A 25,197-nucleotide genomic window follows, 5' to 3' on the forward strand; every position below is an offset into this window, starting at 1 on the left:
CCGGAAGTCTGTTTCTTTCCCCCGAACGTCTCAAACCCACACTGTTCGCAAGCGCCCCTGCCGCCCCCTTCCACCATGACCAAACTGTTTACTGCTGAACATCCCTCCCCCAAGGAGACACATATCCATCTGATGGGCATCGGCGGCATCGGCGTGAGCGCCTTTGCCCGGCTGCTCAAGGCCCGTGGCTACCACGTTTCCGGCTGTGACGCCCAGGCCTCGGACCTGACCCGGCAACTGGAAGCCGAGGGCATCGCCGTGCAGCTTGGGCATGATCCTTCGCACCTGCACCCACGCGGCGGCGTGCCGGCCGCCAGTGTGCTGGTCGCTTCCGAAGCGGTGCCCAAGTCGCACCCTGAAGTCAAGGCGGCGCTAGACGCCGGCGTCAGCGTGCTGCCGCGGATGGAGCTGCTGGCTCAGCTACTGAGCGCGTCGCCCTCTATCGGAGTGATCGGCACCCACGGCAAAACCACCACCAGTTCGATGATCGCGGTGGCCCTGACCGGCGCAGGGCTGGACCCGGCGGCTTTCGTGGGCGGTATCGTGCCCGAGTTCGGCGCTAATGCGCGGGCAGGCCACGGCCCGTTTGTGGCCGAAGTGGACGAATCCGACCGCAACTTTGCGCGGCTGAGCTGCGAAACGGCCGTCTTTACCAACGCCGAGGATGACCATGTGGGCGGCAATCAGGCCACCTACTGGGAAACGGCGGAAGAACAGCATGCCGGCTTCGCGCAGTTCGTATCGCAGGCCAAGCAGGTGCTGTACTACGCCGACTGGCACGGGCTGGAAGGCCGCAGCCTGGAACATCTGGTCACCGGCTGCCCGGCGCGGTTTTCTTACGGCGTGTCCAAGGGCTGCACCTACCGTGCCGAGGACCTGCGCCCCGATCCGGACGGCACCAGTTTCACGGTGACCTGCCGCGGCGAGGTGCTGGGCGAGGCCCGGGTCAGCCTGCCGGGACACCACAATGCCATGAATGCGCTGGCTGCGCTGGCCGTGACCCACCTGTACGGCGGCGATTTTGCAGCGGCCGCTCAGGCACTGGCCGCCTTCAAGGGTCCGGGCCGCCGCTGGCAGCACATCGGCGAAGTGCACGGCGCGCAGGTGGTGGATGACTACGCGCACAATCCCACCAAACTGCACGCCGCCGTCGAGGCCGCGCAGCAAACCGGCCGGCGGGTGCGGGTGGTGTTTCAGCCGCACCGCTACCTGCGGACCCGGCAGTCCTGGCCGCGCCTGGCCGACGCCCTGATGGACGCCGACGAGGTGATGGTGCTGGACATCGCCGCAGCTGGCGAGCAGCCTATCGAAGGCGTGCACTCTCAGCTGATCGTGGACCGGATGAACGAGCATGGTCACCACGACGTGCGCTACTGGCCTGAACGCAGCGAGCTGATCGAACACCTGCGGGACACGGCCGGCGCCGGCGACATCATCGTGACGATGGGCGCCGGAGATGTCTGGCAGCTGGCGCGGGATCTGGTCAAGGCCGGCGAAAACCCTCGGCCCCCGCTGGGAGAAGTTCAGTGACGGCCGCTTCCGCCTCGCCCAGTCGGCTGGGCACCCGGGTCGAGCGCTGGCCACTGGCCCGCTACACCACGGTCGGCGTGGGCGGCGAGGCGGAGGTGTGGTTCGTGGAATCACTGGACGCCCTGGCCGAAGCGGTGGAGCAGCCCTACCGCATCCTGGGCGGCGGCAGCAACCTGGTGATTGCCGACAGCGGCGTGCCCGAGCGGGTCATTCGTCTCTCTGGTCCCCTTGCCAAGGCCGACCTGACCCCCGCCCCCGACCTGAGCGACCCGCAGAGTGGATTGATCGTGACCGGCTGGGTGGGTGGCGGCACGCCGCTGCCAGGGCTGCTGCGCAAATTGCAGGCCCAGGGCTGGAGTAACCTGGAAGGCACCGTCGGCATTCCCGCGCAGGTGGGCGGCGCCGTGTGGATGAACGCCGGCACCCGCTTTGGCGAGATGTTCAGCGGCCTGCACACCATCGAAATCGTGACGCCGCAGGGCGTGCGGCAGGTGACGCCGGATGACCTCGCCTGGGGCTACCGCAACAGCGGTATTCCCCGGGGCCACGTCATCTCGCGGGTGCGCCTCAAGTTGCAGCAGAGTACCCCGGAAGCCGTACAGCAGCGAATGGATCAGGCTGACCAGGCCCGCAAGGGCCAGCCCAAGATGAAAACCCCGGGGTGTGCTTTCAAGAACCCTGCGGGCGTCAGTGCCGGCATGCTGATCGACCAGGCCGGGCTGAAAGGCGAGCAGATCGGTCAGGCCCGGATTGCCCCCGAACACGGCAACTTCATCGTGAATCTGGGCGGGGCCAGCGCCAGCGACGTGCTGGGACTGCTGCGGCTGGTCAAAAGCCGGCTAGCACCTCAGCTGAATGTGCCGCTGGAGCTGGAATACGAGATCTGGCCTGAGGAAGCGGCCGACGACCTGCGCTAGGCGCCCTGGAAGCGCGGACTCTGGAAGGTCGGCCACAAATGCGAACTCCTTCACGGTAAACCCGCTAAGCTGACCTTATGTTTCGCCGTCCGCCCCCCAACCCCGGCACGCCACGCCGTCAGAAGAAGTGGCATCCGGACGCAGAAGAAGAAGTGCTGCACGAGGATCTGGACGACTTGCCCGCCGCTGAAAGCGTGGCCGCACCGCCGCTGGCTGAGCCAGCCGAACCTGAACTGGTAGACGGCTCAGCGGCTGCTGCCGACCTGCCAGAGCCCCCCGTTGCACCGGCCAGCCGCCCGCCGCGACGCCAGATTTTTTCGCTGCGCCGCTCGCCCCAACCTGAGCCGCAGCTGGAGGCTTTCCCAGATACACCGCCAGCTGAGTCTCTACCGGATGAGGCTACCCCTGTCATCATCTCTGAAAGCGCAGCGCTGGCAGAAACGGCGTCCGTGCCCGACGCTGTCCCCGGAGAGGAACAGCCTACCCTGACCCCAGCCCCAGCGCCCGCACCCAGCCGGCGCCGTGGCATGCGCTGGGGCTGGGTAGCCGTGCCGGCCCTGCTCCTGGGGCTGGCGGCTTCGTGGTTCGCCTTGCCTATCCGCGAGGTAGAGGTGAGCGGCAACCGGCATCTCAGCGCCGAGGATGTGGTCGCAGCTGCCGGCCTTGCTCGGGGCAGCAGCTGGCTGTATTACGGGGCGCGGCAAGCCGCCGGGCTGACGGCCAATCCCTGGATCGCCACGGCCGAGGTGGCCCGGCAGTTTCCCGGCCGGCTGAGCATCAAGGTCACCGAGCGTGCGCCCTACGCGGTCCTGCGCGAGTCAGGCCAGTCGCCGGTGGCAGTGGCCCGGGACGGCACCCATCTGCCCGGGGCGCCACTGAACCTGGGCGGGCTTCCTACCATCTCCGGCTGGGGCCCCGAGCGGACCGGCGACGCGCTGACCGCTCTGGAAGCCCTCGCGCCCTACCATGTACAATTGGTGAAGTACACTCCCTCCGGCCTTACGGTCAGTTCTCCCGAGAGCACAGCCTGGAGTGGAGATCTAGAGTCTCTGCTGAAGTACGCCGGAGCACTGGCGGACTACCCTAATCAAGCTATTCATATCTACCCCTGGGGGGTGAGCGTCCAGGAATGAAGGACAACCGAATGATTGTGGGCCTTGATATCGGCACCACCAAAATTACCACTGTAATTGGCGAACTGGCCGGCGACGGCAGTGTAGACATTATCGGTCAGGGCAGCGTGCCCAGCGAGGGACTCAAGCGTGGCTCGGTCGTGAACCTGGAGCGGACCGTGCAGGCCATCCGTGAATCGGTGCACCGCGCCGAGCGGGTGGCGGGCGTCAAGGTGGAAAGCGCCTACGTTACGGTGTCGGGCAACCACACCAAAGCCATCACCAGCCACGGACTGGCCGCTATCCGTCGCGGGCACGAGATTGCCGACACCGACGTTCACCGCGCCATTGAAAATGCTCAGGCCGTGCCGCTTGACCCCAATCTGGAAGTGCTGCACACCCTGCCGCAGGAGTACGAGGTAGACGGCCAGGAAGGCATCAAGAGCCCGGTCGGGATGCATGGCGTGCGGCTGGAAGTGGACGTGCATATCGTGGCCGGCACCGCTGGACCGTTGCTGAACCTGCGCCGCTGCGTGCAGGAGGCGGGGCTGCGGGTCGACGGCTTCGTGCTGCATGCGCTGGCCTCAGGCCTCTCCACGGTGGATACCGGTGAGCAGAGCCAGTCGGTGATCGTGATCGACATGGGCGGCGGCACCACCGATATCGGGGTGTTCCGGCGCGGCAACCTGGCCCACAGCGCCTCTATTCCTATCGGGGGCGATCACGTCACCGCCGACCTGGCCCAGATTCTCAAGATTCCGATGGAAGAGGCCGAGGACGTCAAGCGCCGTTACGGCGCCGCTCTGCCCGAAATGGCCGACACCGACCTGACCCTGGAAATCACCACCGGGCAGGGTAAGACCCACGCCCTGAGTGCGCAGGAGCTGTCACGGGTCATCAAGCCGCGCATCGCCGAAATTTTCGGCATGATCCGCGACGAGATTGACCAGACGCTGGGGCCGGTCGAACTGATCGCCCAGCATGTGATCCTGACCGGCGGCGCCAGCAAACTGCGCGGCACACCCGAGCTGGCCCGCGACCGTTTCCGGGTGCCGGTGCGGCTGGGCAAACCGATCAACATCGGCGGCCTGATCGATATCGTCAATGGTCCTGAATACGCGGCCGGCGTGGGCCTGGTGCTGTTCGGCCTGAATGAGGACGGCCGGCTGGTGATGCCCGCCCCCGCGCCCCTGCCCGAGCCGGAACCCGAGCCGGCGCCGGTTAAAGCACCACTGATCAAATCCAAAAAGGACCGCGAACCGGAACGCGAGCCGCAGCCGGCGGCCGCGCCGCAGCAGCGGCCCCACGCTCCGGCGCCCCAGCCGGTGCAGTCGCGCCCTGAGCCGGTGCCCACTGCGCCGGTGCAGCAGACGGTGGTGCGTACCTCGCCGCAGGCACAGCAACCGGCAAACCCGGACCGCAAGCCTAACCTGCTGGACAAGATTCGCAGCTGGTTCAGCGACTGGCTTTAAGGGCACAGGCCCGGCAGGGGGCAGCAGTTGCCTCCCCGCCGGGTGCCTGCCCGCGCTACACTGCTGAAAGCTTGAATGCCGCATTCTTCTCAGGGCTCGCCTCTTTTCGCAGGCCACACGGAAAAGAGCCTTACAGCCCACCCCCGGGCGGCCGAAATCCCGCCCGGAGTTCTCAAAGGAGTCAGATATGGAAGCTGCCAAAATTCGCGTAATTGGACTGGGTGGAGCCGGCAACAACGCCGTGAACCGCATGATCGAATCGGGCCTGGACGGCGTGGAGTTCATCGCCGGCAACACCGACGCACAGGTGCTGGCCAAGAACCACGCCGAGGCGCGGATTCAGCTGGGTGACCGCCTGACCCGTGGTCTCGGCGCCGGCGCCAACCCCGAAGTGGGCGAGCAGGCCGCCATGGAAGACAAGGAACGCATCAAGGAATACCTCGAAGGCACCGACATGCTGTTCATCACCGCCGGCATGGGCGGCGGCACCGGCACCGGCTCCGCGCCGGTGGTGGCCGAGATTGCCCGCGAAATGGGCATCCTGAGCGTGGCCATCGTGACCCGTCCCTTCAAGTTCGAAGGCCCCAAGCGTCAGCGGGTGGCTGAAGAAGGCATCAGCAAGCTGGCCGAGCGGGTGGACGGCATGATCGTGGTCAACAACGAGAAGCTGCTGACGGCCATCGACAAGAAGGTCTCGTTCCGCGAAGCTTTCCTGATTGCCGACCGGGTGCTGTATTTCGGCGTCAAGGGCATCAGTGACGTGATCAACGTGGAAGGCATGATTAACCTCGACTTTGCCGACGTGCGCAACCTGCTGAGCAACTCCGGCACCATCCTGATGGGTATCGGCGCCGGCCGCGGTGACAAGATGGTGGAAGAAGCCGCGCTGTCCGCCATTCACTCGCCGCTGCTGGAACGCGGCATCGAGGGTGCCACTCGCATTCTGGTGAACGTGACCGGCTCCTACGATCTGAGCATGAACGACGCCAACGAGATTCTAGAGCGCGTGCGCGAAGCCACCGGCCAGGAAGACCCGGACGTACTATTCGGCATCACCCCTGACGAAGCGGCCGGCGACGAGGTGCGCGTCACCGTGATTGCCACCGGCTTTGACGACATGCCGTTTGAAAGCAGCAGCAGCTTTGACCATATGGTGCGCCCGGTGCGGACCGGCAGCTCCTCCAGCTACGACCCCAAGGATTACGACATTCCCGCTTTCCTGCGGAATGTGGGCCGCGACTGAACTGCGCCGCTTAGACTGGAGCCATGACTCCTGACCCTCACTCTCCCCTGCCCTGGCCTGCGGCAGGGGATTTTGTCTGGCGGCCCGAAGACGTGCAGCCGGGCCGGCCCACCTTGCTGATGTTCTTTCATCTGGAGTGCGCGGCCTGTGTGTCGCGCGGCATTCCTTTTATGAAGCAGCTGCACGCGCAGTACGGCGAACAGGTGAATTTCATCGCGGTGCATACCTCGCGGGGGCACCGTCAGCTGCCGCGCGAGGAGATTCTGCCCACGTTGCTGCACTTTGCCGAGAAGTTTGCCCGGCTGCCTTTTCCGGTAGCGCTGGACCTGGACGGTTCGCTGGCCGCCGCTTACGCCACCGAGGGCACGCCCCACTGGATCGCCCTGCAGGGCGGCGAGGTGGTGCGCTCGATTTACGGCAGCCAGGACAACGCCCAGACCCGGCTGGATTACTGGCTGGCCGAAATCACTGAAGCCCAAGGCACTGCCGGGCCCCAGGAGGACCGCTGATGGACCGCCGCCTGAACACCCTGTTTTCGCTGACAGCAGCCGACGCTCTGGGCGCCGCCACCGAGTTCAAGACGCCGCAGGCCATCCGGCAGCGCTACGGCGAGACTTTTCACGACTATCAGCCGGGCAGCGTGTTCGGCTTCGGGCCGGGCGAGGCCACCGACGACAGCCAGATGACCGCCGCGACCCTGCTGAGCTACCGGCGCGGCGAGGGGCTGAGCGGCGTGCTGGGCGGCCTGAGTGACTGGCTGAGCACCCGCCCGCCGGACGTGGGCGGCCTGACCCGCAGCGCCCTGGGTTACGGCACCCTGGACGGTGGCGTGCGGGCCTGGGCCGACAGCGGGTATCAGAGCGCCGGTAACGGCGGCCTGATGAGGATTGCTGCCGTCTGGCTGGCCGGCTTCAGTGGCGAGGAGCTGAACCGGCAGAGCGTGCTGGTCACCGCCCTGACCCACGCCGACCCGCGCTGCGTGTTCGCCTCGGTGTTCCTGACCGGGCTGCTGGAAGCACTGGCCCAGGACGAATCGCTGCCACGCGCCGCCGCTTACGGGCTGGCACGGCTGGAGAGAACCGACGCCCGCGCTGTCATGCTGGACGCCGGGCTATTCGGGGTGGACAGCCGCGCCGCTTACACGCAGTTCGGAGAACAGAGCCGCTCGGCCCAGCAGCAGGTGCGCGACCGGGTCAACAGTGGCCTGGAAGGCGAATACACCTCGCAGAGTGGCTACGTGCTGGACACCCTGGAGGCTGCGCTGGCCCATGCCCGCAGCGGCGCGTGGCTGGACTGCACCCAGCTGGCTGTGCTGGCAGGCGACGATTCGGACACGGTGGCCTGCGTGACCGGGGCCATCGTGGGAGCGCGGGGGCTGAGTGTGCCGGAGCATCTGCTGCCGCCGCTCAGACTGGGCCACTCCTGGCCCAGCTGGGAGCGGGGGTGGCTCTGCAGCGAGCATTACCCGGCGCTGCTGACTGCGGCGATTGCCGGCGCTCAGTAAGGTCAAAGCACAGAGCGCTGGCTTCTTCAGCGGGACGCGTCCACCAGCCGAGGCTGGCACGCCCCCGCCTTCTGCGGCTCAGACGGAGCTGCCGTCCTCGGCGAACTCCGCCTGGGCACTGCGTTCGCCGGGCAGTTTCTCATACACACCGTCTTCGCGCAGGTACCAGGAACCGCGCTGGTCGTGCAGCTCAGTGTCCATAATCTCCAGAAACTCTTCCCGCAGCGCCGGCACCAGCACCGGCGCCAGCACCTCCACCCGGCGGTCCAGGTTACGGCTCATCCAGTCGGCGCTGCCGAAATACACTTCCGGTTCGCCGCCGTTGCCGAAAGCATAGATGCGCGAGTGTTCCAGAAAGCGGCCCAGCAGGCTGCGAATCTCGATATTCTCGCTGAGGCCCTCCACACCAGGGCGCAAGCAGCACACCCCGCGAATCACCATCCGGATGCGCACCCCGGCCTGTGAAGCGCGGTACAGCGCCTCGATCATGGCCGGGTCGGTCAGCTGGTTGCACTTGCCGGTAAACCAGGCATCATGGCCCTGGCGGGCGAACTCGGCCTCGCGCTCCAGCCGCTCGATCATGCCGTCGCGGGCGTACTGCGGGGCCACCAGCATGCGCTGATAGTCGGCCTCGGCGTAACCGGTCAGGTGGTTGAACAGCTCGGTGGCGTCGGCGCCCAAGGTGGGATCGGCGGTCAGCAGGCTGAGGTCGGTGTACAGCCGCGCCGTTTTGGCGTTGTAATTGCCGGTGCCGATATGCACGTAGCGCCGCAGGCCACCGGCCTCGCGCCGCACCACCAGCGTCACCTTGGCGTGGGTCTTGAGCCCGGCCACACCGTGCACCACGTGGGCGCCGGCCCGCTCCAGCTGCTTGGCCCAGGAAATGTTGCGCTGCTCGTCAAAGCGGGCTTTCAGCTCAATAAAGGCCACCACCTGCTTGCCGCTTTCGGCCGCCGAGCGCAGCGCGCCCAGCAGCCGGTGGTCGTCACCGGTGCGGTACAGAATCTGCTTGATCGCCAGCACGTCCGGGTCGGCGGCGGCCTCTTCCAGAAAATCCAGCACCTGCCCGAACGAATCGTAAGGATGGTGCAGCAGGATGTCGCGCCGGCGCAGCACGTCGAAAATACTCTCGTCGTCGTCCCGGCCATAAGTGTGCAGGTGCGGCTGGTGTGGCTCGAAGCTCAGCGCCGGGCAATCCACCGGAAGCCCCATAAAGTCGCCGGTGCCTAGCGGCCCCTGCAACTGAAACACGTCCTTGGGCGAGATGCTCATGCGTTCCTGCAGGTAGCCCAGCAGTTTCTGGGGCATGTCCTGGGTCACTTCCAGCCGCACCGGGTCGCCAAAGCGGCGGCGGCGCAGGCCGTCTTCCACGGTGGCCAGCAGGTCTTCGGCCTCGTCCTCATCAAAGTCGAAATCGGTGTTGCGGGTGACCCGGAACAGATAGGCCGCCCTGACCTGGCGCCCCTTGAACAGCTCGCCCATGTGAGCGGCCATCACATCTTCCAGCAGCATCAGCCGCCCGCCGATGGTCACGATTCTAGGCAGCACGCCCACCGGCACTTTGACGCGGGCAAAGTCGGGTTCTTTTTTCTTCTTGCCTTCCAGCAGCACGCCCAGGTTCAGGCTGAGGTTGCTGATATAGGGAAAAGGATGGCTGGGGTCCACCACCAGTGGGGTCAGCACCGGCTGAATCTGGTCGAGGTAATGCCGGCGCACTTCCTCGCGGGCAGCGGCGTCCAGCTCATCCATCCGCCAGATTTTGATGCCCTCGCTTTGCAGCTGGCCCAGCACCCGGCGGGTCACCCCTTCTACCCGGGTCATCATGGTGTGGGTCTGCTCGCGCACCAGCTTGAGCACCTCGCGGGGCAGCAGGCCGTCCAAGCTGGGCGTCTGCACGCCGGCGGCAATCTGCTGGTGAATCCCGGCCACCCGCACCATAAAGAACTCGTCGAGGTTGCTGCCACAGATGGCGGTGAATTTCAGCCGCTCCAGCAGCGGGTTGCGCTCGTCGCAGGCTTCGGCCAGCACCCGCTCATTGAACGACAACCACGACATTTCACGGTTCAGAAAGCGGCTGCCGGGGTTGCCCACTGTGCTGAAGGTCTCGCGCAGGGGCCGCTCGGCCGCAGCGGGTGCCTGATCAGCGGCCGCTTCCGCCGCAGCCGGTCTGGCTGCTTTGGCAGCTTTGTCCAGGTTCTTCTCAGCAGTCGCCGGCATAGCAGCTGCTCTGAGGCTGGCCTTCCCTGGCCGCGCTGTTTTGGCGCTGGCAGCCGGAGCTTGGGGCGTCTTTGCGGCAGTCCGACGGCGGGAAGCCGCTTTGCTGGGCTTGGATTTGGCGGCGGCCTTGGCTACAGGCTTAGAAACAGACTTGGCGGCAGTTTTGTCCGCAGTCTTGGCTGCCGCTTTGGCGGTGGATTTGGCTTTGGTCATGGTTACCTCGCTGTGACAGGAACGGAAAAAGGAATAAGCCGACAGAGTGTCACGATTAGAGCGGAGTGCCGTCACCGGTATGTCAAGGATAGGTCAGGCTGCACAGTTCAGGCCGCCTGCCGGCTGTCACCGCCGCCGGACCGCCGGGGCCGCGCCGGAGGCCGTAACCCGCCATAAAGAGAAGCCCGGCCACTGGCGGCGGCTGTTTTGCCTGCTACCAGTGACCGGGCCGGGGCGGCGCCGCGCTGTTCTGTGGGGTGCTGATCTGTGGGGTGCTGCGCCGCGCCGTGGGTTTCCGGTTTAGACGCGGCCCAGCAGCAACGCAGCGTTCTGCCCCCCGAAGGCGAAGGAGTTGCTCAGGGCGTACTGCACCTGCTGCTCGCGGGCGCCTTCCGGGATGTAGTCCAGGTCGCACTCGGGGTCGGGGTGGGTCAGGTTGATGGTGGGCGGCAAAATGCCGTCTTGCAGCGCCTGGGCCACCGCAATGGCTTCCACGGCGCCGGCCGCACCCAGCAGGTGCCCGGTCATGGATTTGGTGGAGCTGACCGCCAGCCGGGAGGCGTGGTCACCGAACACATGCTTGATGGCCTGGGTTTCGTGCAGGTCGTTGGCCGGGGTGGAGGTGCCGTGCGCGTTGATGTAGCCCACCTGCTCGGGGTTGATGCCAGCGGTGCGCAGCGCCATCCGCATTGCCAGCTGCGCGCCGGCGCCTTCGGGAGCGGGCATGGTGATGTGGTAGGCATCGGCGCTGACGCCAAAGCCCAGAATCTCGGCATAGATGTGGGCGCCGCGCTTCCTGGCCATTTCGTACTCTTCCAGCATCACCACGCCGGCGCCCTCACCCATCACGAAGCCGTCGCGCTCGGCGTCGAAAGGCCGGCTGGCGGCCTGCGGGTCGTCGTTACGGGTGCTGAGGGCTTTCATGTTGGAAAAGCCGCCCATCGCTAGCGGGACGATGCTGGCTTCGGTGCCGCCGGCGAACATCCGGTCGGCCAGGCCCAGCTGAATGTAGCGGGCCGCCTCGCCGATAGAGCCGGTGCCGGTGGCGCAGGCGGTCACCACGGTAGAGCTGGGGCCAGTGGCACCGTAGCGCATGGCAACGTGGCCGGTACTCATGTTGGCGATCATCATCGGGATGAACATCGGGCTGATACGCCCGGCCCCACGCTCAATATTGACCCGGGCCTGCGCCTCGAAAGTCTCCATGCCGCCAATACCGCTGCCAACCAGGGTGCCGGTGCGCTCGCCGGCCACCTCTTCACGGGTCAGGCCGCTGTCTGCCAGGGCCAGGTCGGCCGCCACCAGCGCAAATTGCACCACCCGGTCCAGGCGGCGGGCTTCCTTGGCATCCAGCCACTGCGACAGGTCGTCTTTGACCTCGCCGGCAATCCGGCTGGCAATGGTGCTGGGATCAAAGCGGGTAATTGGCCCGGTGCCGCTGACCCCGGCCCGCTGGGCCTGGGCAAAAGCGTCCTTGCCGGTGCCGATGGGCGTCACAGGGCCCAGGCCGGTGATCACTACGCGTTTCAGTTCGGTCATGGTTTCGCTCCTTGAGAAAATGAAGGGAAGCGGCCGGCCCGGCGGGGCAGGAGGAGGCAGGGAAGTTCCGGCCGCATGCAAAAAAGGGCGGTAAAGCAGCAACGGCGCAGGCCGCCAGCAACAGGTAGCAGAAGTGACAGAGCACCCCGGGCGGGCGTCTGTCACTTCCGGCCCCCGCCTGTCGCTGCTGGACATGAACGTGGCTGACGTGGTTCAGGAACCGGGAGCGGCAGGAAAATCCCGTCCCGCCCTCGCCGGTCAGGTCAGGCTTTACTGGTGCTGTTCGACGTAATCCACAGCCGCCTGAACGGTGCGGATATCTTCGGCGTCTTCATCGCTGATGGTCAGGCCGAACTTGTCTTCCAGACCCATCACCAGCTCCACGATTTCCAGGCTGTCGGCGCCCAGGTCTTCCACGAAGCGGGCTTCGGGAGTCACCTGATCGGCTTCGGCACCCAGTTTCTCTACGATCACTTCTTTTACATCATCAAAAATCGCCATGTTTCTACCTCCTACTTTCTGAAATCCAGCCCAGTGTAGCGGATTCGGGTGAATGCGGCCCGCAAGTACGGACGCGGTTTAAAGGAAGGGCGGAGACCCCAGCCCCGGCGCCCAGCACGGTCAGTGCGGGTTCATGCCGCCGTCCACGCCGATGGTCTGCCCGGAGATGTAGCCGGCCGCGTCAGAGGCCAAGAAGGCCACCAGCGCCGCGACCTCCTCAGGGCGGCCCATCCGGCCCAGGGGAATATTCTTCTCGTACTCGGCGCGCAGATCGGCGCCCAGGTCGGCCGTCATGTCCGACTCGATAAAGCCTGGCGCCACCGCATTGACGGTGATGCCACGCCCGCCGTATTCCTTGGCGAGCGCTTTGGTTAGGCCGATCAGGCCGGCCTTGCTGGCGACATAGTTGGCCTGGCCGGGGTTACCGCTCAGCGCCACCACGCTGGAAATGTTGATGATGCGCCCCGAGCGGGCCCGCATCATGTGCTTGATGGCAGCGCGGCTGGCCGCAAAAGCGCTGCTCAGGTTGGTTTGCAGCACGGTGTTCCAGTCCTCGTCGCGCATGCGGACCGCCAGGCCGTCGCGGGTGACGCCAGCGTTGTTGACCAGCACGTCCAGGCCACCCAGCGCCTTGATCACGTTTTCCACCAGCTGCGTGGCCCCGGCGGGCTCCGACAGATCAGCGCCGAAGACCTCGGCTGCGCCGCCGGCGCTGCGGATTTCGGCAGCCACCGCCTCGGCCTGTTCCTGGCCGCGCCCGTAGTGCACGGCCACGGTAAAGCCGTCCTGGGCCAGTTTCAGGGCCATCGCCCGGCCCAGGCCACGGCTGGAACCGGTGACCAGGGCAATTTTTCTCTGCTGCTGTTGCTGCTCTTGCTGTTCAGACATCACGCCTCCTCTTCCCGTTCTTGTAGGGAGTGAATTGGGAACTCAGGCCAGATCGGCGGCGGCGCTCACGTTCAGCACCTGCGCACCCGGCACGATTTTCTTGACCAGGCCGCTCAGCACCCGGCCGGGGCCAAATTCGATAAAGACTTCAGCGCCGGCGTCCGCGAGGGCCTGCACGGTTTCGACCCAGCGCACCGGGGCCGTGATCTGCTGGGCCAGCAGGTCCGGCAGGGCGCCCGCCGACTGATTGGCGGCGGCCGTTACGTTGGCATAGACCGGAAAGGCGAACTCACCGTAATGCGTGGCCTCCAGCGCCGGGGTCAGTGCCGTGCGGGCCGGTTCCATCAGTGGGCAGTGAAAAGGAGCGCTTACCTTCAGGGGAATCACTTTCAGGCCCAGGGCCTTAAGATCGGCGCTGGCCTGCATCACGGCCTCGCCCTGACCCGAAATCACCGTCTGGGCAGGCGCGTTGTAATTGGCCGGCTGCACGCCCTGCAGCGACTCGCAAACCTCCCGCACCTTCTGCGGGTCGCCCATCACAGCACTCATGGCGCCCTGGCCGGCCGGCACCGCCTGCTGCATCAGTTCGCCGCGCTGCCGGGTCAGGCGCAGGGCGTCCGGCAGGGTCAGCGCTCCGGCCGCCACCAGCGCCGAGTATTCCCCCAGGCTGTGCCCGGCGGCAAAAGCCGGAGTCAGGCAGGTGCGGGCCTGCCAGGCACGGTAGGCAGCCACGCTGGCAGCCACCAGCGCCGGCTGCTGGTTGGCGGTCAGGGTCAGGTCCTCCAGCGGCCCCTGCTCTATCAGGGCCCGCAGGCCCGGCAAGGTGGCTTCAGCCTCTGCGTATACAGCCCCGGCTTCCGGGAAAGCGGCGGCCAGGTCGGCTCCCATGCCCACCGCGTGCGAACCCTGCCCCGGAAACAGAGCGGCGATCTTCTGGCCTTTTAAGTCGCTGTGCTGCACGGTTCAGGCCTCCGCCCGCAGCGAGGACGCCCCGCCCCACCAGGTCATGGTGCAGGCGGCCCAGCTCAGCCCGCCGCCAAAAGCCACCACCAGCAGGGTCTGGCCGTCCTGAATCCGGCCGTCGCGCACGGCATCGGCCAGCGCCAGCGGCACGGTTGCGGCGCTGGTGTTGCCGTAGCGGTCGAGGTTCACCACGAACTTGTCCATCCCCACCCCGAAACGCTGGGCCGCCGCTTCGATAATGCGGATGTTGGCCTGGTGCGGAATAATCCAGCTGACATCGTCCATGGTCAGGCCGGCCTTGTCCAGCACCTGCTGCCCGCTTTCGGGAATCACCCGCACGGCAAACTTGAACACCTCGCGGCCGTTCATGGCGGCGTATTCACCGACCGGGGTGCCGTCGGGCAGCTGCGGGGCGGCGCCGGGCATAAAGAGGCTGGCCCCGCCGGTGCCGTCGGCTCCCATCACGAATTCGCCCAGGCCGTAGCCCTGCGGCACCGGCCCCACCACCGCCGCGCCGGCACCGTCGGCAAACAGAATGGCGTTGTTGCGTTCCTGCTGATTGACCCGCTTGGACAGCACCTCGGTGCCGATCACCAGCACCCGGCGGGCAATACCGGCCGCGATCTGGCCTTTCGCCATCGCCAGGCCGTACACAAAGCCCGAACAGGCCACCGAAATATCGGCCGCTGCCACGCCGCGCAGGCCCACCTGCTCACCGATCAGGGCGGCGGTGCTGGGAAACAGGGCGTCGGGGGTGCCGGTAGCGCACAGAATCAGGTCCACGTCCTGCAGGGCGTCCGGGTCGCGGGCCAGCAGGTCCTGCACGGCCTTGACGCCCAGGTGAGAGGCGTACTCGTCCTCGGCGGCGTAGCGGCGCTCGCGCATTCCGGTGCGCGACTCGATCCATTCGGCGGTGGTGTCCAGGTAGGTTTCATAAAAAGCATTGGTCACCACCCGCTCCGGCACGTACATGCCCAGGGCGATGATGCCGCTGCTCCCGGCCCCCGCCGGCCGGGGCGCAGGCTGCTGGTTGTGTGTGGTCATGCGGCCAAAGTAGCATTCCTTGAACCGCCGTTCAGTCAATCTGGGATACGGTCCAGAATGCGGGTTTCAGACCGTCCGGAACGCAGGCAGGAGCCAACCGGAAGACAGCAAAGAGCCAGCGAAGGCAGCTGGAGGACCGCACTTCGCTGGCTGTCTGAACAGGAGAGGCAAGCAGCCAGACTGCCCACTCCCCCTTTTCAGAAGTTCAGTCGCCGCCCAGGAAGACCGGCGCAGACAGGCCGTTTTCCTGCTCGCTGTAGCCCTTCTCGCGGTGGGCGTTCAGGTCCATGCCGGTGGTTTCCTCGGCCACGCTGACGCGCAGCGGCATCACCGCAGAGACCAGCTTCAGCAGCACCCAGGAGCCGGCCCCGGCGTACACCAGGCTGACCACCACGCTGATCAGCTGCACCCACACCTGCTGCGCGACCGGGGCACCCTGCCCGGTGGTCCAGGCCAGGGCGCCGGTCAGCAGGGCGCCCACGATACCTGCCACCCCGTGGCAGGCGAACACGTCCAGCGCGTCGTCCGAGCGCATCCGGTGCTTGTAGCTGATGGCCGCAAAGCTGGCCAGAGCGCCCAGCACGCCCACCAAGGCAGCCGCCCAGGGAGTCACAAAAGCGCAGGCGGGGGTAATGGCCACCAGGCCAACCACCAGGCCAGTAGCGGCGCCCACGGCAGTCGGTTTGCCGTTGCCGCGGCTTTCCAGCAGCAGCCAGGTCAGCATGGCAGCACCAGCGGCACGTTGTGGGGGGGGTGGGCCGCCCGCGGAAAGCCCAGACGCGGGCCAATCATGGCGGCCGCCACCAGGGCGCTGATCCCGGCACTGATGTGAATCACGGTGCCGCCGGCAAAGTCCAGGGCGCCCGCTTTGAGCAGCCAGCCGCTAGGACCCCAGACCCAGTGGGCCAGCGGCGAATAAATCAGCAGCGACCATAGCCCCGCAAAAGCCAGAAAGGCCCCGAAGCGCATCCGGTCCACCACCGCTCCGCTGATGATCGCCACCGCGATAATGGCGAACATGGCCTGGAATGCAGCAAACACGTAGCTGGGAATGGTGCCGGTCAGGCTCCCGGCCAGGCCAGCCAGCCCCACGTGGCTGAGGCTGCCGATCAGGGGGCTGCCGCTGTCGCCGAACGCCAGTGAATACCCCACCAGGGTCCACAGCAGCGCCACCAGCCCGATAGAAGCGATGCTCATCATCATGGTGTTTAGCACACTCTGTGCGCGGCTCAGGCCACCGTAAAAGAAGGCCAGACCCGGCGTCATCAGGAACACCAGGGCAGCCGAAATCAGCATCCAGGCGGTGTCGCCGCTGTCAGGGGCCGGCGCCGCCGTGCCCTGCGCAGCGGCCTGACCCAGCAACAGGCCCGCAGCCAGAACAGTCAAAGAGCGCTGCAGCGAAGGTGAACGGAAAGTCGTGGATAGGGTCATGGTGTCCTCCTTGGCAAGGACGCGATAGAAAAGTTCCAGAAAGGCCGCACCGGGGCGGGAAAACTGCCGGAGGGAACAGGTGAGCCGCTGGCTGACGCAGGAAGGAATGGGAGCGGAGCCGCGTGCTATACGGCCGCAGGCCTAACGCGATACAGGCCGGGGAGCGCTGACCGGGGTCAGAGCCTGGGTATCGGTCTCGCCGGTGCGGATCCGCACCACCTGTTCGAGCGGCTGCACGAAAATCTTGCCGTCGCCCACTTCACCGGTGCGCGCGCCTTCACAGATGGCCCTCACCGCGGCGGAGACGAACTCGTCAGACACAGCCATTCGGAACTCCACTTTCTCGTGGAATTCCACCATGACCCGGGTGCCACGGTAATACTCCACCACTTCCTGCTCGCCGCCGTGCCCACTGACCCGGCTGAGGGTAACTCCCCGGATGCCCGCATCAAAAAGCGCCTGCTTAACCTGCTGTACCCGCTCGGGGCGCACAATTGCCATGACCAGTTTCATTTCCGCCTCCTCTCTCTGTCAATGTCACAGAAATTCAACTGCATAAACTTCCAGACATGTAGAGATATTAAGCAGTTTCTGACTATTTGTCAAAAATATTTATACAAGTCCGCGCATGTGCTGGAGTGAAATTCCACCACTCAAAACGCTGTGCCTGACACCGGCCGGTTTCAGGTTAGTGATGTTGACTGTTCTAGACAGAGAAAACAGCAGAGGCGTCCTGTAAAAAGATGCAGCAATTTGGTGGTCAGAGAAAACAGCAAAAAAGGCGCGCCGGGGAAGTTCCCCAGCACGCCTCTGGCAGAAGAGCGGCTTACTCTTCGGTCTTGGTTTCGTCGCTTGCTGCCACGTCCTGGCTCTGGGCTTCCTCAGCCGGCTGAGCATCTTCGCTCTGGCTGGCGTCGCTGGCTTCCGTAGCGTTCTGGCCGTCGCCTTCACCGCTCAGCTGGGTCAGGGCCTGGTTCAGTGCCTTGGAGCGCAGCACGTCGGCGTAGAAAGCGTTCAGGCCGTCCATACCCAGCTGGCTCTGCATGTCCTGGGGAGCGATGCCATTCATCTGGGCCATCGCCACCAGGTTCTGGCTGAACTCCTGATCGGTGACTTCCACCTTCAGGTCTTCGGCCAGCTTACCCAGAGCCAGGTCGCGCTTGACGCGCTGCTCGGCATTCTTGCCCAGTTCCTGCATGAACTCGTCCAGCTTGCCCTGTTCCTGCATGAAGCTTTCGTACTCGCTCCAGCGCACGCCCTGGCGGCTCAGGTCACTCTTGATCTCATTCATCAGATCGTCCTGGCGGCGCTGAATCAGGGACTGGGGAATATCCACGGTCATGCCTTCGATCAGGGCGTTCAGGAATTCTTCGCGGCGGGCGCCTTCGCCTTCGCTCTGGGCGCGGCGCTCCAGTTCTTCGCGCAGGGTGGAACGCAGGGCGTCCACATTTTCAAACTGCATGGTGCCAGCAAATTCGTCGTTCAGTTCGGGCAGCGACTTGGACTTGATGCCCAGCACCTTCACCTTGACGGGGGTGGCGTCTTCGCCCTCTTCGGCGGGCACGCTGATTTCCACCTCGTCGCCCACGTTCTTGCCCATCAGGGCCTGCTGGATGTGCTCGCCAGCCATATCCATGTAGATGGGGTAGCTGCCTTCTTCACCCTCTTCTTCCACCGTCACCTGATCGGTGGCTTCGATGGGGCGCTCTACCTGCTCGAAAGTGGCGGCGCGTTCCTGCATGTCGGCCAGGGTGCGGTCCAGCACTTCGTCGGTAATTTCGGGAGCAGCGGCGCTCAGGCTCAGGCTGCTCCAGTCGCCCAGGGTCACTTCCGGGTACAGGTCACCCTTCACGGTGAAGGTAAAGGTCTCGCCGCTCTTGACTTCGGCGGGGTCAATCTGGGCGTCCACCAGGCTGAGTTCCAGCTCGCGCATGGCCTGCGAGAAGTACGTGTTCACCAGACGGTTCTGCACTTCGCTTTCCGCGTAGCCTTCGCCCACGCGCTTTTCGATCACGCGGCGGGGGGCCTTGCCAGGGCGGAAGCCAGGCACGCGAACCTGCTGGGCCAGACTTTTCCAAACGGCATCGAAGGCGCTGTTCACTTCGTTAGCGGGCACTTCGACCTTGAATTCGACCTGATTACCTTCTTTTTTGATTAACTCTGCCATGGGTCTCCCGTTTGGCCTCACCTCGTGTGGGATGCGGGCCCTGGCCGCGCTGGGCGGGCTCCGCTGGTGGGCCTATCGTTCAAAAGAGTACTATACACGCTTTTTCTCTGGCTCCGGGGGTCAGTGCAGCCAGAAAAAAAGGCGGCTCTCCCCCGAGGAAAAGCCGCCTGCCGGGCTGGTGCGAGGAAAGGGACTTGAACCCTCACTCCGAAGAACCAGATCCTAAGTCTGGCGCGTCTACCAATTCCGCCATCCTCGCGCAGTTCTCTGCAGGCCAGTCTTTCCGGGCCGGAATTCCTGAACTCGCAGAACAAACAGGCCTGCAGAATAAAGCAGCCCCCACCTGCCGGGCAAGTTGGGGCTGCGTTTGGGGTGGGATATGGGATTTGAACCCACGGCCTCCGCTTCCACAGAGCGGCGCTCTAACCAGCTGAGCTAATCCCACCACAACTGAAACTCAGGCTTAGCCATGCTAAAGAAAAGCCCGGTGCCTGTCAAGGCGGGCGCGGTGTAGCCTCTACATCCAGCCGGCACAGGCCCACCACCAGCCTGCTGCCGCCTTAGTTTGTCCCGGTTCTTTGTCAGCTGGGCCGGGTTTTTCAGTAAAATGAGGCGATTTTCACCAAGATTCAACCGATTGTTACAATATGCTTGATGTGAGTGGCGCGGCCCGGAGAGGTCAGGCCGGCGGAAAGTTCCAGCGAAGTCCCTTTGCAGTCAGGAGTCCCTACCCCATGAGCTCTACCGAACGTTCCTCTACCGCAGCCGAAAGCCAGGCCCCAGCGCAGTCCGGGTCTGTGCCGGGGCAGACCCAGGACACGGCCAGCGCGCTGGCAGCTGCCCGCGACAGCTACCGCCAGCTGTTCGAGAATGCGCCGGTCGGCTACGTGGTGCTGTGCCGCAGCGGTGTGATCCGGCAGGCCAATCAGGCAGCCGGGGCCATGTTGGGGCTGGCCAGCCAGCAACTGGAAGGGCAGTCGTTCTACCACTGGCTGCACCCCTGCTCGCACCCGGCGCTGGACGACTTGGACCAGCGGCGCACCCGGCCCAGCGTGACGGTGGACCTGCAACTCCAGCGGGCCGACGGCCAGACCTGCTCGGCGCAGGCCCAGCTGGTGGCGACCGAGGACCTGGACACGGCCAGCGAACAGGACGAGCCCCGGCTGCTGATGGCCCTGACCGACATCACGGCGCTGAAACGCGCCCAGGGCGAGTTGCTGCGGCTGAACCAGACCTTGGAAGAGCGCATCGAGCAGCGCACCGCCGACGTGGTGGGCATGGCCGGCGAGATGGAGCGCTTTACCCAGTCGGTGGCGCACGACCTGTCGGGCCCGCTGCGGCATATCCAGAGCTTTGCTGGCCGGCTGGAACGCAGTGACCTGAGCGAAGCGGATCGCCGGGCCGTGAGCACCATCCTGGCCTCGGCCGGGCGGATGAATACCCTAATTGACGCACTGGATCAGGTGGCGTTGGCCTGCAACTCGCAGCTCAGCCTGATGCCGATTGACCTGGACCGGGTGCTGGACGCGGCGCTGAAATCGTCGGGGGCTGCGCAGCGAATGACCATCTGCCGCAGTGATCTGCCGCAGGTGCTGTGCGACATCCAGTCCATGCAGACCGTGCTGGCACAGCTGCTGGACAACGCCGCCAAGGCCACAGCCGGCAGCGCGGAGCCGAGCCTGGATATCTCGGCTGAGCGGCGAGGCAACGAGGTCATCATCCACCTGCGCGACAACGGGATGGGCTTTAACGCCAACTACCGCGCCCACATTTTCGAGGTGTTCCGCAAACTGCACCCCGACCGCGACTTTCCCGGCGAGGGCGTGGGGCTGTCGGTGGTGCGCCGGCTGATGCTGCGCCAGGGTGGACGCGTCTGGGCAGACTCGGCCGGCGCGGGCGAGGGCGCCTGTTTCTCGCTGGCGCTGCCTGCCGCACCCTGAATGACCGGCTGGCCCCGGCGGCCCCGGTCTAGAGCAGTTCTCCGAATGACGCGTGCGTCGGAACAGCACCGCCACCCGCTCCATTCTCTGCTCCGCAGCTTTGCAAGTCCGTCCTGCTCTTTGTGGTGCACTCACTTCGCTCGCCAAACAGCTGTGCCAACTTTTTTTCAAATGCTCTAGCGGCGGTACACTGCCCAGCGCAGCAGGGTTTCCAGTGGGCCACGGCTGAAGCGCTGCAGATACCAGCCGCTGAAAGCGACCTGGGCCAGCGCCAGCAGCAGGGCCACGCCCACCGCAGCGGCCGCGTGGACCTGGCCATACAGGTGAAAGGTGTAGGGATAAAAAATCAGCGTCAGAATCAGCGACTGCGTGAGGTAATGGGTCAGCGCCAGCCGGCCGCTGCGGGCCAGCGCAGTCAGGAACGCCGGCACGCGGGGCCGCAGGCTGAGCAGCCCGAACAGACCCACATAGCCGAAAGCCAGTGGCAGACCGCTGATCACCCTGAACCCTTCGGACAGCAGCCCAGCCTGCTCGGTATCCAGGGTATTCAGATAAGCCAGCACCAGGCCCAGCGGCAGGCCCAGCCCCAGGCCCCAGCCCAGCAGCCGGCGCAGCAACGGGCGGTGCTCGGCCGGGCGGCTCAGTAGGCCAGTGCGGTAAGCCCAGGCCCCGAAAGCGAAGAAGGGCAGGGTAAACGAAACCAGAAACAGTTCGCTGCCCAGCTGCTCCGGAAGCTGCGAAAACCGGTCGGCCAGGATGCTGGCGTAACTCTGGTGCGGCGCAAAATCCGGCGAAAACAGGTCACGCGAGCCCGGGACCGTGTTGTAGAGAGAAAAACCGGCCACGTAGTTGAACGCCCCCAGCAGGTACAGGCCCCAGGCCCATTTCAGCAGCGCCCCGGTGGGCCGGCGCAGCAGCAGGATGAACACGAATGCGCTGACCGCGTACCCGGCGATGATGTCGCCGTGCCACAGCAGGGTAAAGTGCGCCAGCCCGATCAAGAGCAGCAGCAGATGCCGGCGCAGATACAGCCGCAGCCCGTGCCGCTCCCACAGTCCCGCCGCGCCCCAGCCGAACAGCATGGCGAACAGCGCCACCGACTTGCCGTTGAACAGCAGATCGGTCAGCACCTGCACGGCCCGGTCCAGGCCCTGCTGCTCCCAGACACGGAAGCCGGCAAAATCCTGCACATTGATCAGGGCAATACCCACCAGCGCCAGGCCACGCAGCGCATCGGGGAGTAGAGCACGGTTCTGGGGGGCCACCGGAGCAGGCGCGGCGGCGGGGGGGGCCCCAGACAGCGAAGGCAGGGCAGACATGGGCGGGGTTACAGTCACACTTCAGGCTAGCGTGAGGAGATGTGAGCAGAGGCCCCGGGGAGACACTCCCCCCAGTGCCTGCTAGGACCGGGCTGCCTCCAGCGCCCAGTCGAAACTCTGGCGGGCCCGCTCTTTCATCTCATCCACGCTGGCTTCATCGAAACCCACGCCCTGCTGCACCTGTTCCAGCAGCAGGCCCACGTCCGGGGTCACGGTATGCACCGGCGCGCCAGCATCTGTGCAGAACCCCTGCACCTTGGGATCGTAGCTGAGGCCCGCAAACGGTACTCCAGCCGCCGCCGCCAGAATCAGCGCGTGCAGGCGCACGCCCACCACATAGCCGCTGGCCGCGATGGTATCCAGCAGCAACTGCGGGTCGGCGCTGTCCAGCACGGTATCGGCGCCCAGCGCTTGGGCGGCCTCACTGTCGGCACCCGGCATCAGGGCCAGCGCCACCACCCGCCGGCCCTGGGCCTGTAGACGGCCGGTCAGCTCGCGCAGCGGCGCCAGCGAAGCAGTCACGTCGCCGCGCGGGGCAATCACCACGCTCTGCGGGTCGCGCACCAAGCCGCTGGACGGGCGCAGCAGCAGCGCCGGGTCGCCGCCCAGCCGGCCGTGCAGGTCCAGCGTTTCCAGAGTGCGCAGGCTGCCCCGGTCGCGCACGATCAGCGGCAGCCCGGCTACAGCGCGGCGCACTCGCGTCTCGCCGCGCACCGTCAAGGGCCCGATGCTCTGGTTAAAGACAGCGGCCGGCGTCCGCAGCAGCCGGGCCAGCCGGATCAGGCCCAGGTAGTAGGTCAGGTTGCGGGCGCTGGTCTTGTCTTGCAGCAGGCCGCCGCCGCCCGACAGCAGCAGATTGGCGCGGCGCAGTTCGCGGGCCAGCGCCAGCGGGTTCATGCGCGGCACCGCCTCGCAGCCGCACAGCTGCGCCGTGTGCGCTGGGTTGGCCGAGAGCAGCACCGGCGTGTGCCCCCGCGCTTTTAGCTCGCGGGCGATGCTGAGAGCAATCGCCTCGTCTCCGCCGTTGGCAAAGCCGTAATAGCCGCTGACCAGCACCCGCAGGGGGGGCTGCTGCGGCCCCCCAGGTGCTTCCTCAGCGGCCGCAGCAGCCTCCAGTGACGGCGCAGCGGGCACGGTAGAAGTGGTGGGCGCAGAGCTCATGGCCGCACCTCATGGGTCTCGGCGGGAACTTCAGCCTGCCCGGCCACGCTGACCAGGTGAACCGGCGCCGGCCCGGGCAGGCCGCCGCCCCAGGTCTGCCACAGCCGCACGCCCCAGCGCACCGCAAAGGTCAGCAGGTAGCCCAGCACCAGCCCCAGGCCCAGCCCGATAAACATCCGGGTGGCCGAGATCAGCAGCGGGGTGTGAAAGTGCCCGAAGGTGTTCAGCACACTGGCCTGCCCCATCACGCCGCCCAACAGCAGCAGGCCCGGGAAGTAACCGGGCAGGCCGCCGCCCAATCCCAGCAGCGCCAGCGGGTGCCCCAGCACTTCCTTGAAGCGGGGCCGGATGATGGAATCTTGCACCTCCTGGCGCAGTTTGGCCTCGGCGTCGCTGACGCCCACGGCGCTGGTGTTGCCCCGGCGCAGGAACATCACTGCAAAGGCGGCCAGCGCGGCGCCCATCACCACCAGGTCCCCGGTGCTGATGGGCCGGCGGTAGAGGTCCTGGGCGGTGCGGCGCAGGTCCTGGCGCGGCAGGTAGCTGCCCAGCACCAGCGCGATGGGCGCGATCAGGGTCAGGCCCACCCCACGGAACGGTTCCAGCCCCAGCATGCTCTGCGGCCCGGCCCCCAGCGCCGAGACGAACAACACCCCGGCCAGGCTGAGGGCGGTCGCCACAAACCAGTCCGCCATCCGCGAGCGCCACAGTACGAAGCCCAGCGCCGGAAAAGCGATCGAAGCCGCCAGCGCCATGCCGCCCAGCGGGTGAAAGCCGTTGAGCGCCAGAGCGCCCAGCAGCGCCAGCCCGGCGACCACCAGCCCCACCCGCGGCAGCGGGTAGCTCAGGCCGATCAGCAGCAAAGCGGCCAGCGGCCCCAGCATGCTGAGGTACTGCAGCAGCGGGCTGGGCGTAAAGGTCCGGATCTGCGGCGTGCCGACCTGGATGTCGGCGCGGTGCAGCAGCTCGGTGGTGCGCTTCAGCAGGGTTTCGGTTTCGGCCACCGTGGAGTAGGGCCGCAGGTACAGCAGCCGGTGGCTGCGCTCGCGGGCGGCCAGGGCGTATTTGGAGGCAGCCGCTTCGGGCAGCAGCGTGGCCTGCCACTGGGCATTCAGGCTGAACATTCGCGCGGCGGTGTGGCCTTCGAGCAAAGTATCCATGCCCTTTTGCCGCACGCCTTCAATCAGCGCCGGAATCCGGTCTCCCATCGCGGCCTGAACGGCGGCCAGGCGCGCCGGGTCGCTGGCGCCCACCACCTCGGTGCCGTTAAAGGCGATAAAAGGCACCTTGGGCCAGTCGGCGGCGATGTTGATCACAGCCGGGTCGTCGTAAGGGCGGTACACCACCGTGTAGCCCTGCGACTTGAGCCGGTCGATCAGGGCCGTGTCGGGGCCCACCGGCAGATAGGTGGGGTTGATGTTCCACTCCTGCCACTGGCGCCCGGCCAGGTTCACGATATTCGGCTGAATCGAAAAGCGGCCTTTCAGCCGGTCCAGCGCGCCGGGACGGGCTTCGGCCAGATAGTACTTGCCCGGCTTGAAGGCGGCCTGGGGGTACTGTGCCAGCAGATCGGCGCCCGACTTGACGAACACGTCGCCGCGGTTCTGCCAGTTGCCCAGCACGTCCTCGAACACCGCCACGCCGTTGACACCGTCGGCGCGGTACTGCGCCAACAGCTCCAGAGGATCACGGCCGTACTGGTCGGCCTGGGATTTGAGGGACGGGTAGTCCATCACCACCGCCACGGTCTTCTGGGCCTGTTCAAAACTGACTCGCTCGTAGGCCAGCCACAGCGCCGGCAGCAGCGACAGCCCGATCACGCCCAGCAGCGGCGCTTGCCAGCGGCTGCGGGTAGGAGCGGGCAGGTGGGTGGAAGTCTCAGTTTCGGCAGGGTCGGCGCCGGGGCGCGGGGGTGCAGCAGTCACAAGGCCCAGTGTAGCGGGCCGGGCGGGGCAGCAGCCCAGAAACAGACAGAAACGGGATGAGAAGGCGTGAGACGAGCCGCTTGCAATGTCGCCCACTCCATCAACCCGGCT

General features: G+C 66.1%; 19 protein-coding genes, 2 tRNA genes and 1 pseudogene. 8 read left to right on the forward strand and 14 right to left on the reverse strand.

What is annotated here, in order from left to right; genetic code table 11:
- Positions 1 to 75 precede the first annotated feature (75 nt).
- The 7 genes from murC (at position 76) to OCI36_RS08115 (ending at position 7,778) form a co-directional block, all read left to right on the forward strand.
- Entirely contained in the window at positions 76 to 1,530 is a 1,455-nt protein-coding gene (gene murC / locus OCI36_RS08085; RefSeq protein ID WP_261664584.1) for a UDP-N-acetylmuramate--L-alanine ligase, read from the forward strand.
- Positions 1,527 to 2,447: a UDP-N-acetylmuramate dehydrogenase gene (locus tag OCI36_RS08090; protein ID WP_261664585.1), complete on the forward strand. Its 921-nt coding sequence runs from the start codon at positions 1,527 to 1,529 to the stop codon at positions 2,445 to 2,447. Before murC ends, OCI36_RS08090 begins: the two co-directional genes overlap by 4 nt.
- A gap of 77 nt (positions 2,448 to 2,524) precedes the next feature.
- Positions 2,525 to 3,580 carry an FtsQ-type POTRA domain-containing protein gene (locus OCI36_RS08095; RefSeq protein WP_261664586.1) on the forward strand — a complete coding sequence of 352 codons (1,056 nt, stop codon included), beginning with the start codon at positions 2,525 to 2,527 and terminating at the stop codon, positions 3,578 to 3,580.
- Positions 3,577 to 5,031, forward strand: coding sequence for a cell division protein FtsA (gene ftsA / locus OCI36_RS08100; RefSeq protein ID WP_261664587.1), 1,455 nt, complete (start codon positions 3,577 to 3,579; stop codon positions 5,029 to 5,031). The genes OCI36_RS08095 and ftsA overlap by 4 nt, the downstream gene beginning before the upstream one ends.
- Positions 5,032 to 5,218: 187 nt before the next feature.
- Positions 5,219 to 6,274, forward strand: a complete 1,056-nt coding sequence (gene ftsZ / locus OCI36_RS08105; RefSeq protein ID WP_409996727.1) for a cell division protein FtsZ — start codon at positions 5,219 to 5,221, stop codon at positions 6,272 to 6,274.
- A 23-nt stretch (positions 6,275 to 6,297) separates the two neighbouring features.
- A complete protein-coding gene (locus tag OCI36_RS08110) occupies positions 6,298 to 6,783 on the forward strand; it encodes a TlpA family protein disulfide reductase (RefSeq protein WP_261664588.1) in 486 nt (161 codons plus the stop codon).
- Complete coding sequence (locus OCI36_RS08115) at positions 6,780 to 7,778, forward strand: ADP-ribosylglycohydrolase family protein (protein WP_261664891.1); 999 nt, start codon at positions 6,780 to 6,782, stop codon at positions 7,776 to 7,778. Before OCI36_RS08110 ends, OCI36_RS08115 begins: the two co-directional genes overlap by 4 nt.
- 78 nt (positions 7,779 to 7,856) lie before the next feature.
- On the opposite strand, the gene ppk1 is transcribed toward OCI36_RS08115, so the two are convergent.
- The 11 genes and pseudogenes from ppk1 to OCI36_RS08170 form a co-directional block, all read right to left on the reverse strand.
- Positions 7,857 to 9,995: a polyphosphate kinase 1 gene (ppk1, locus tag OCI36_RS08120; RefSeq protein WP_261664589.1), complete on the reverse strand. Its 2,139-nt coding sequence runs from the start codon at positions 9,993 to 9,995 to the stop codon at positions 7,857 to 7,859.
- A 513-nt stretch (positions 9,996 to 10,508) separates the two neighbouring features.
- Positions 10,509 to 11,747, reverse strand: coding sequence for a beta-ketoacyl-ACP synthase II (gene fabF, locus OCI36_RS08125; protein WP_261664590.1), 1,239 nt, complete (start codon positions 11,745 to 11,747; stop codon positions 10,509 to 10,511).
- A 270-nt stretch (positions 11,748 to 12,017) separates the two neighbouring features.
- Entirely contained in the window at positions 12,018 to 12,248 is a 231-nt protein-coding gene (acpP, locus tag OCI36_RS08130) for an acyl carrier protein (protein WP_261664591.1), read from the reverse strand.
- Positions 12,249 to 12,368: 120 nt separating this feature from the next.
- Positions 12,369 to 13,136: a 3-oxoacyl-[acyl-carrier-protein] reductase gene (gene fabG, locus OCI36_RS08135; RefSeq protein WP_261664592.1), complete on the reverse strand. Its 768-nt coding sequence runs from the start codon at positions 13,134 to 13,136 to the stop codon at positions 12,369 to 12,371.
- A 42-nt stretch (positions 13,137 to 13,178) separates the two neighbouring features.
- Positions 13,179 to 14,096, reverse strand: a complete 918-nt coding sequence (fabD, locus tag OCI36_RS08140; protein ID WP_261664593.1) for an ACP S-malonyltransferase — start codon at positions 14,094 to 14,096, stop codon at positions 13,179 to 13,181.
- A gap of 3 nt (positions 14,097 to 14,099) precedes the next feature.
- On the reverse strand, positions 14,100 to 15,143 hold the full coding sequence (locus OCI36_RS08145; RefSeq protein WP_261664594.1) for a beta-ketoacyl-ACP synthase III: 1,044 nt from the start codon (positions 15,141 to 15,143) through the stop codon (positions 14,100 to 14,102).
- A 205-nt stretch (positions 15,144 to 15,348) separates the two neighbouring features.
- Positions 15,349 to 16,574 (reverse strand): annotated as a pseudogene (locus tag OCI36_RS08150) (ammonium transporter).
- Positions 16,575 to 16,715: 141 nt separating this feature from the next.
- On the reverse strand, positions 16,716 to 17,087 hold the full coding sequence (locus OCI36_RS08155) for a P-II family nitrogen regulator (RefSeq protein ID WP_261664595.1): 372 nt from the start codon (positions 17,085 to 17,087) through the stop codon (positions 16,716 to 16,718).
- 313 nt (positions 17,088 to 17,400) lie between these two features.
- Complete coding sequence (tig, locus tag OCI36_RS08160) at positions 17,401 to 18,741, reverse strand: trigger factor (protein ID WP_261664596.1); 1,341 nt, start codon at positions 18,739 to 18,741, stop codon at positions 17,401 to 17,403.
- A 176-nt stretch (positions 18,742 to 18,917) separates the two neighbouring features.
- Positions 18,918 to 19,000 (reverse strand) — tRNA-Leu (locus tag OCI36_RS08165).
- A 109-nt stretch (positions 19,001 to 19,109) separates the two neighbouring features.
- Positions 19,110 to 19,186: transfer RNA gene (locus tag OCI36_RS08170), tRNA-His, on the reverse strand.
- A 289-nt stretch (positions 19,187 to 19,475) separates the two neighbouring features.
- Here OCI36_RS08170 and OCI36_RS08175 point away from each other — a divergent pair.
- A complete protein-coding gene (locus OCI36_RS08175; protein WP_261664597.1) occupies positions 19,476 to 20,681 on the forward strand; it encodes a sensor histidine kinase in 1,206 nt (401 codons plus the stop codon).
- A gap of 176 nt (positions 20,682 to 20,857) precedes the next feature.
- On the opposite strand, the gene OCI36_RS08180 is transcribed toward OCI36_RS08175, so the two are convergent.
- From OCI36_RS08180 to OCI36_RS08190, 3 genes are all read right to left on the reverse strand, one after another.
- Positions 20,858 to 22,018: a DUF418 domain-containing protein gene (locus OCI36_RS08180; protein ID WP_261664598.1), complete on the reverse strand. Its 1,161-nt coding sequence runs from the start codon at positions 22,016 to 22,018 to the stop codon at positions 20,858 to 20,860.
- Between the two features lie 63 nt (positions 22,019 to 22,081).
- Positions 22,082 to 23,062, reverse strand: coding sequence for a polysaccharide pyruvyl transferase CsaB (gene csaB, locus OCI36_RS08185; RefSeq protein WP_261664892.1), 981 nt, complete (start codon positions 23,060 to 23,062; stop codon positions 22,082 to 22,084).
- Positions 23,063 to 23,157: 95 nt separating this feature from the next.
- Positions 23,158 to 25,086, reverse strand: a complete 1,929-nt coding sequence (locus tag OCI36_RS08190; RefSeq protein WP_261664599.1) for a DUF5693 family protein — start codon at positions 25,084 to 25,086, stop codon at positions 23,158 to 23,160.
- Positions 25,087 to 25,197 lie beyond the last annotated feature (111 nt).

This window comes from Deinococcus sp. Marseille-Q6407 (genome assembly GCF_946848805.1).
In the GTDB taxonomy this organism is placed as follows: Bacteria; Deinococcota; Deinococci; order Deinococcales; family Deinococcaceae; genus Deinococcus.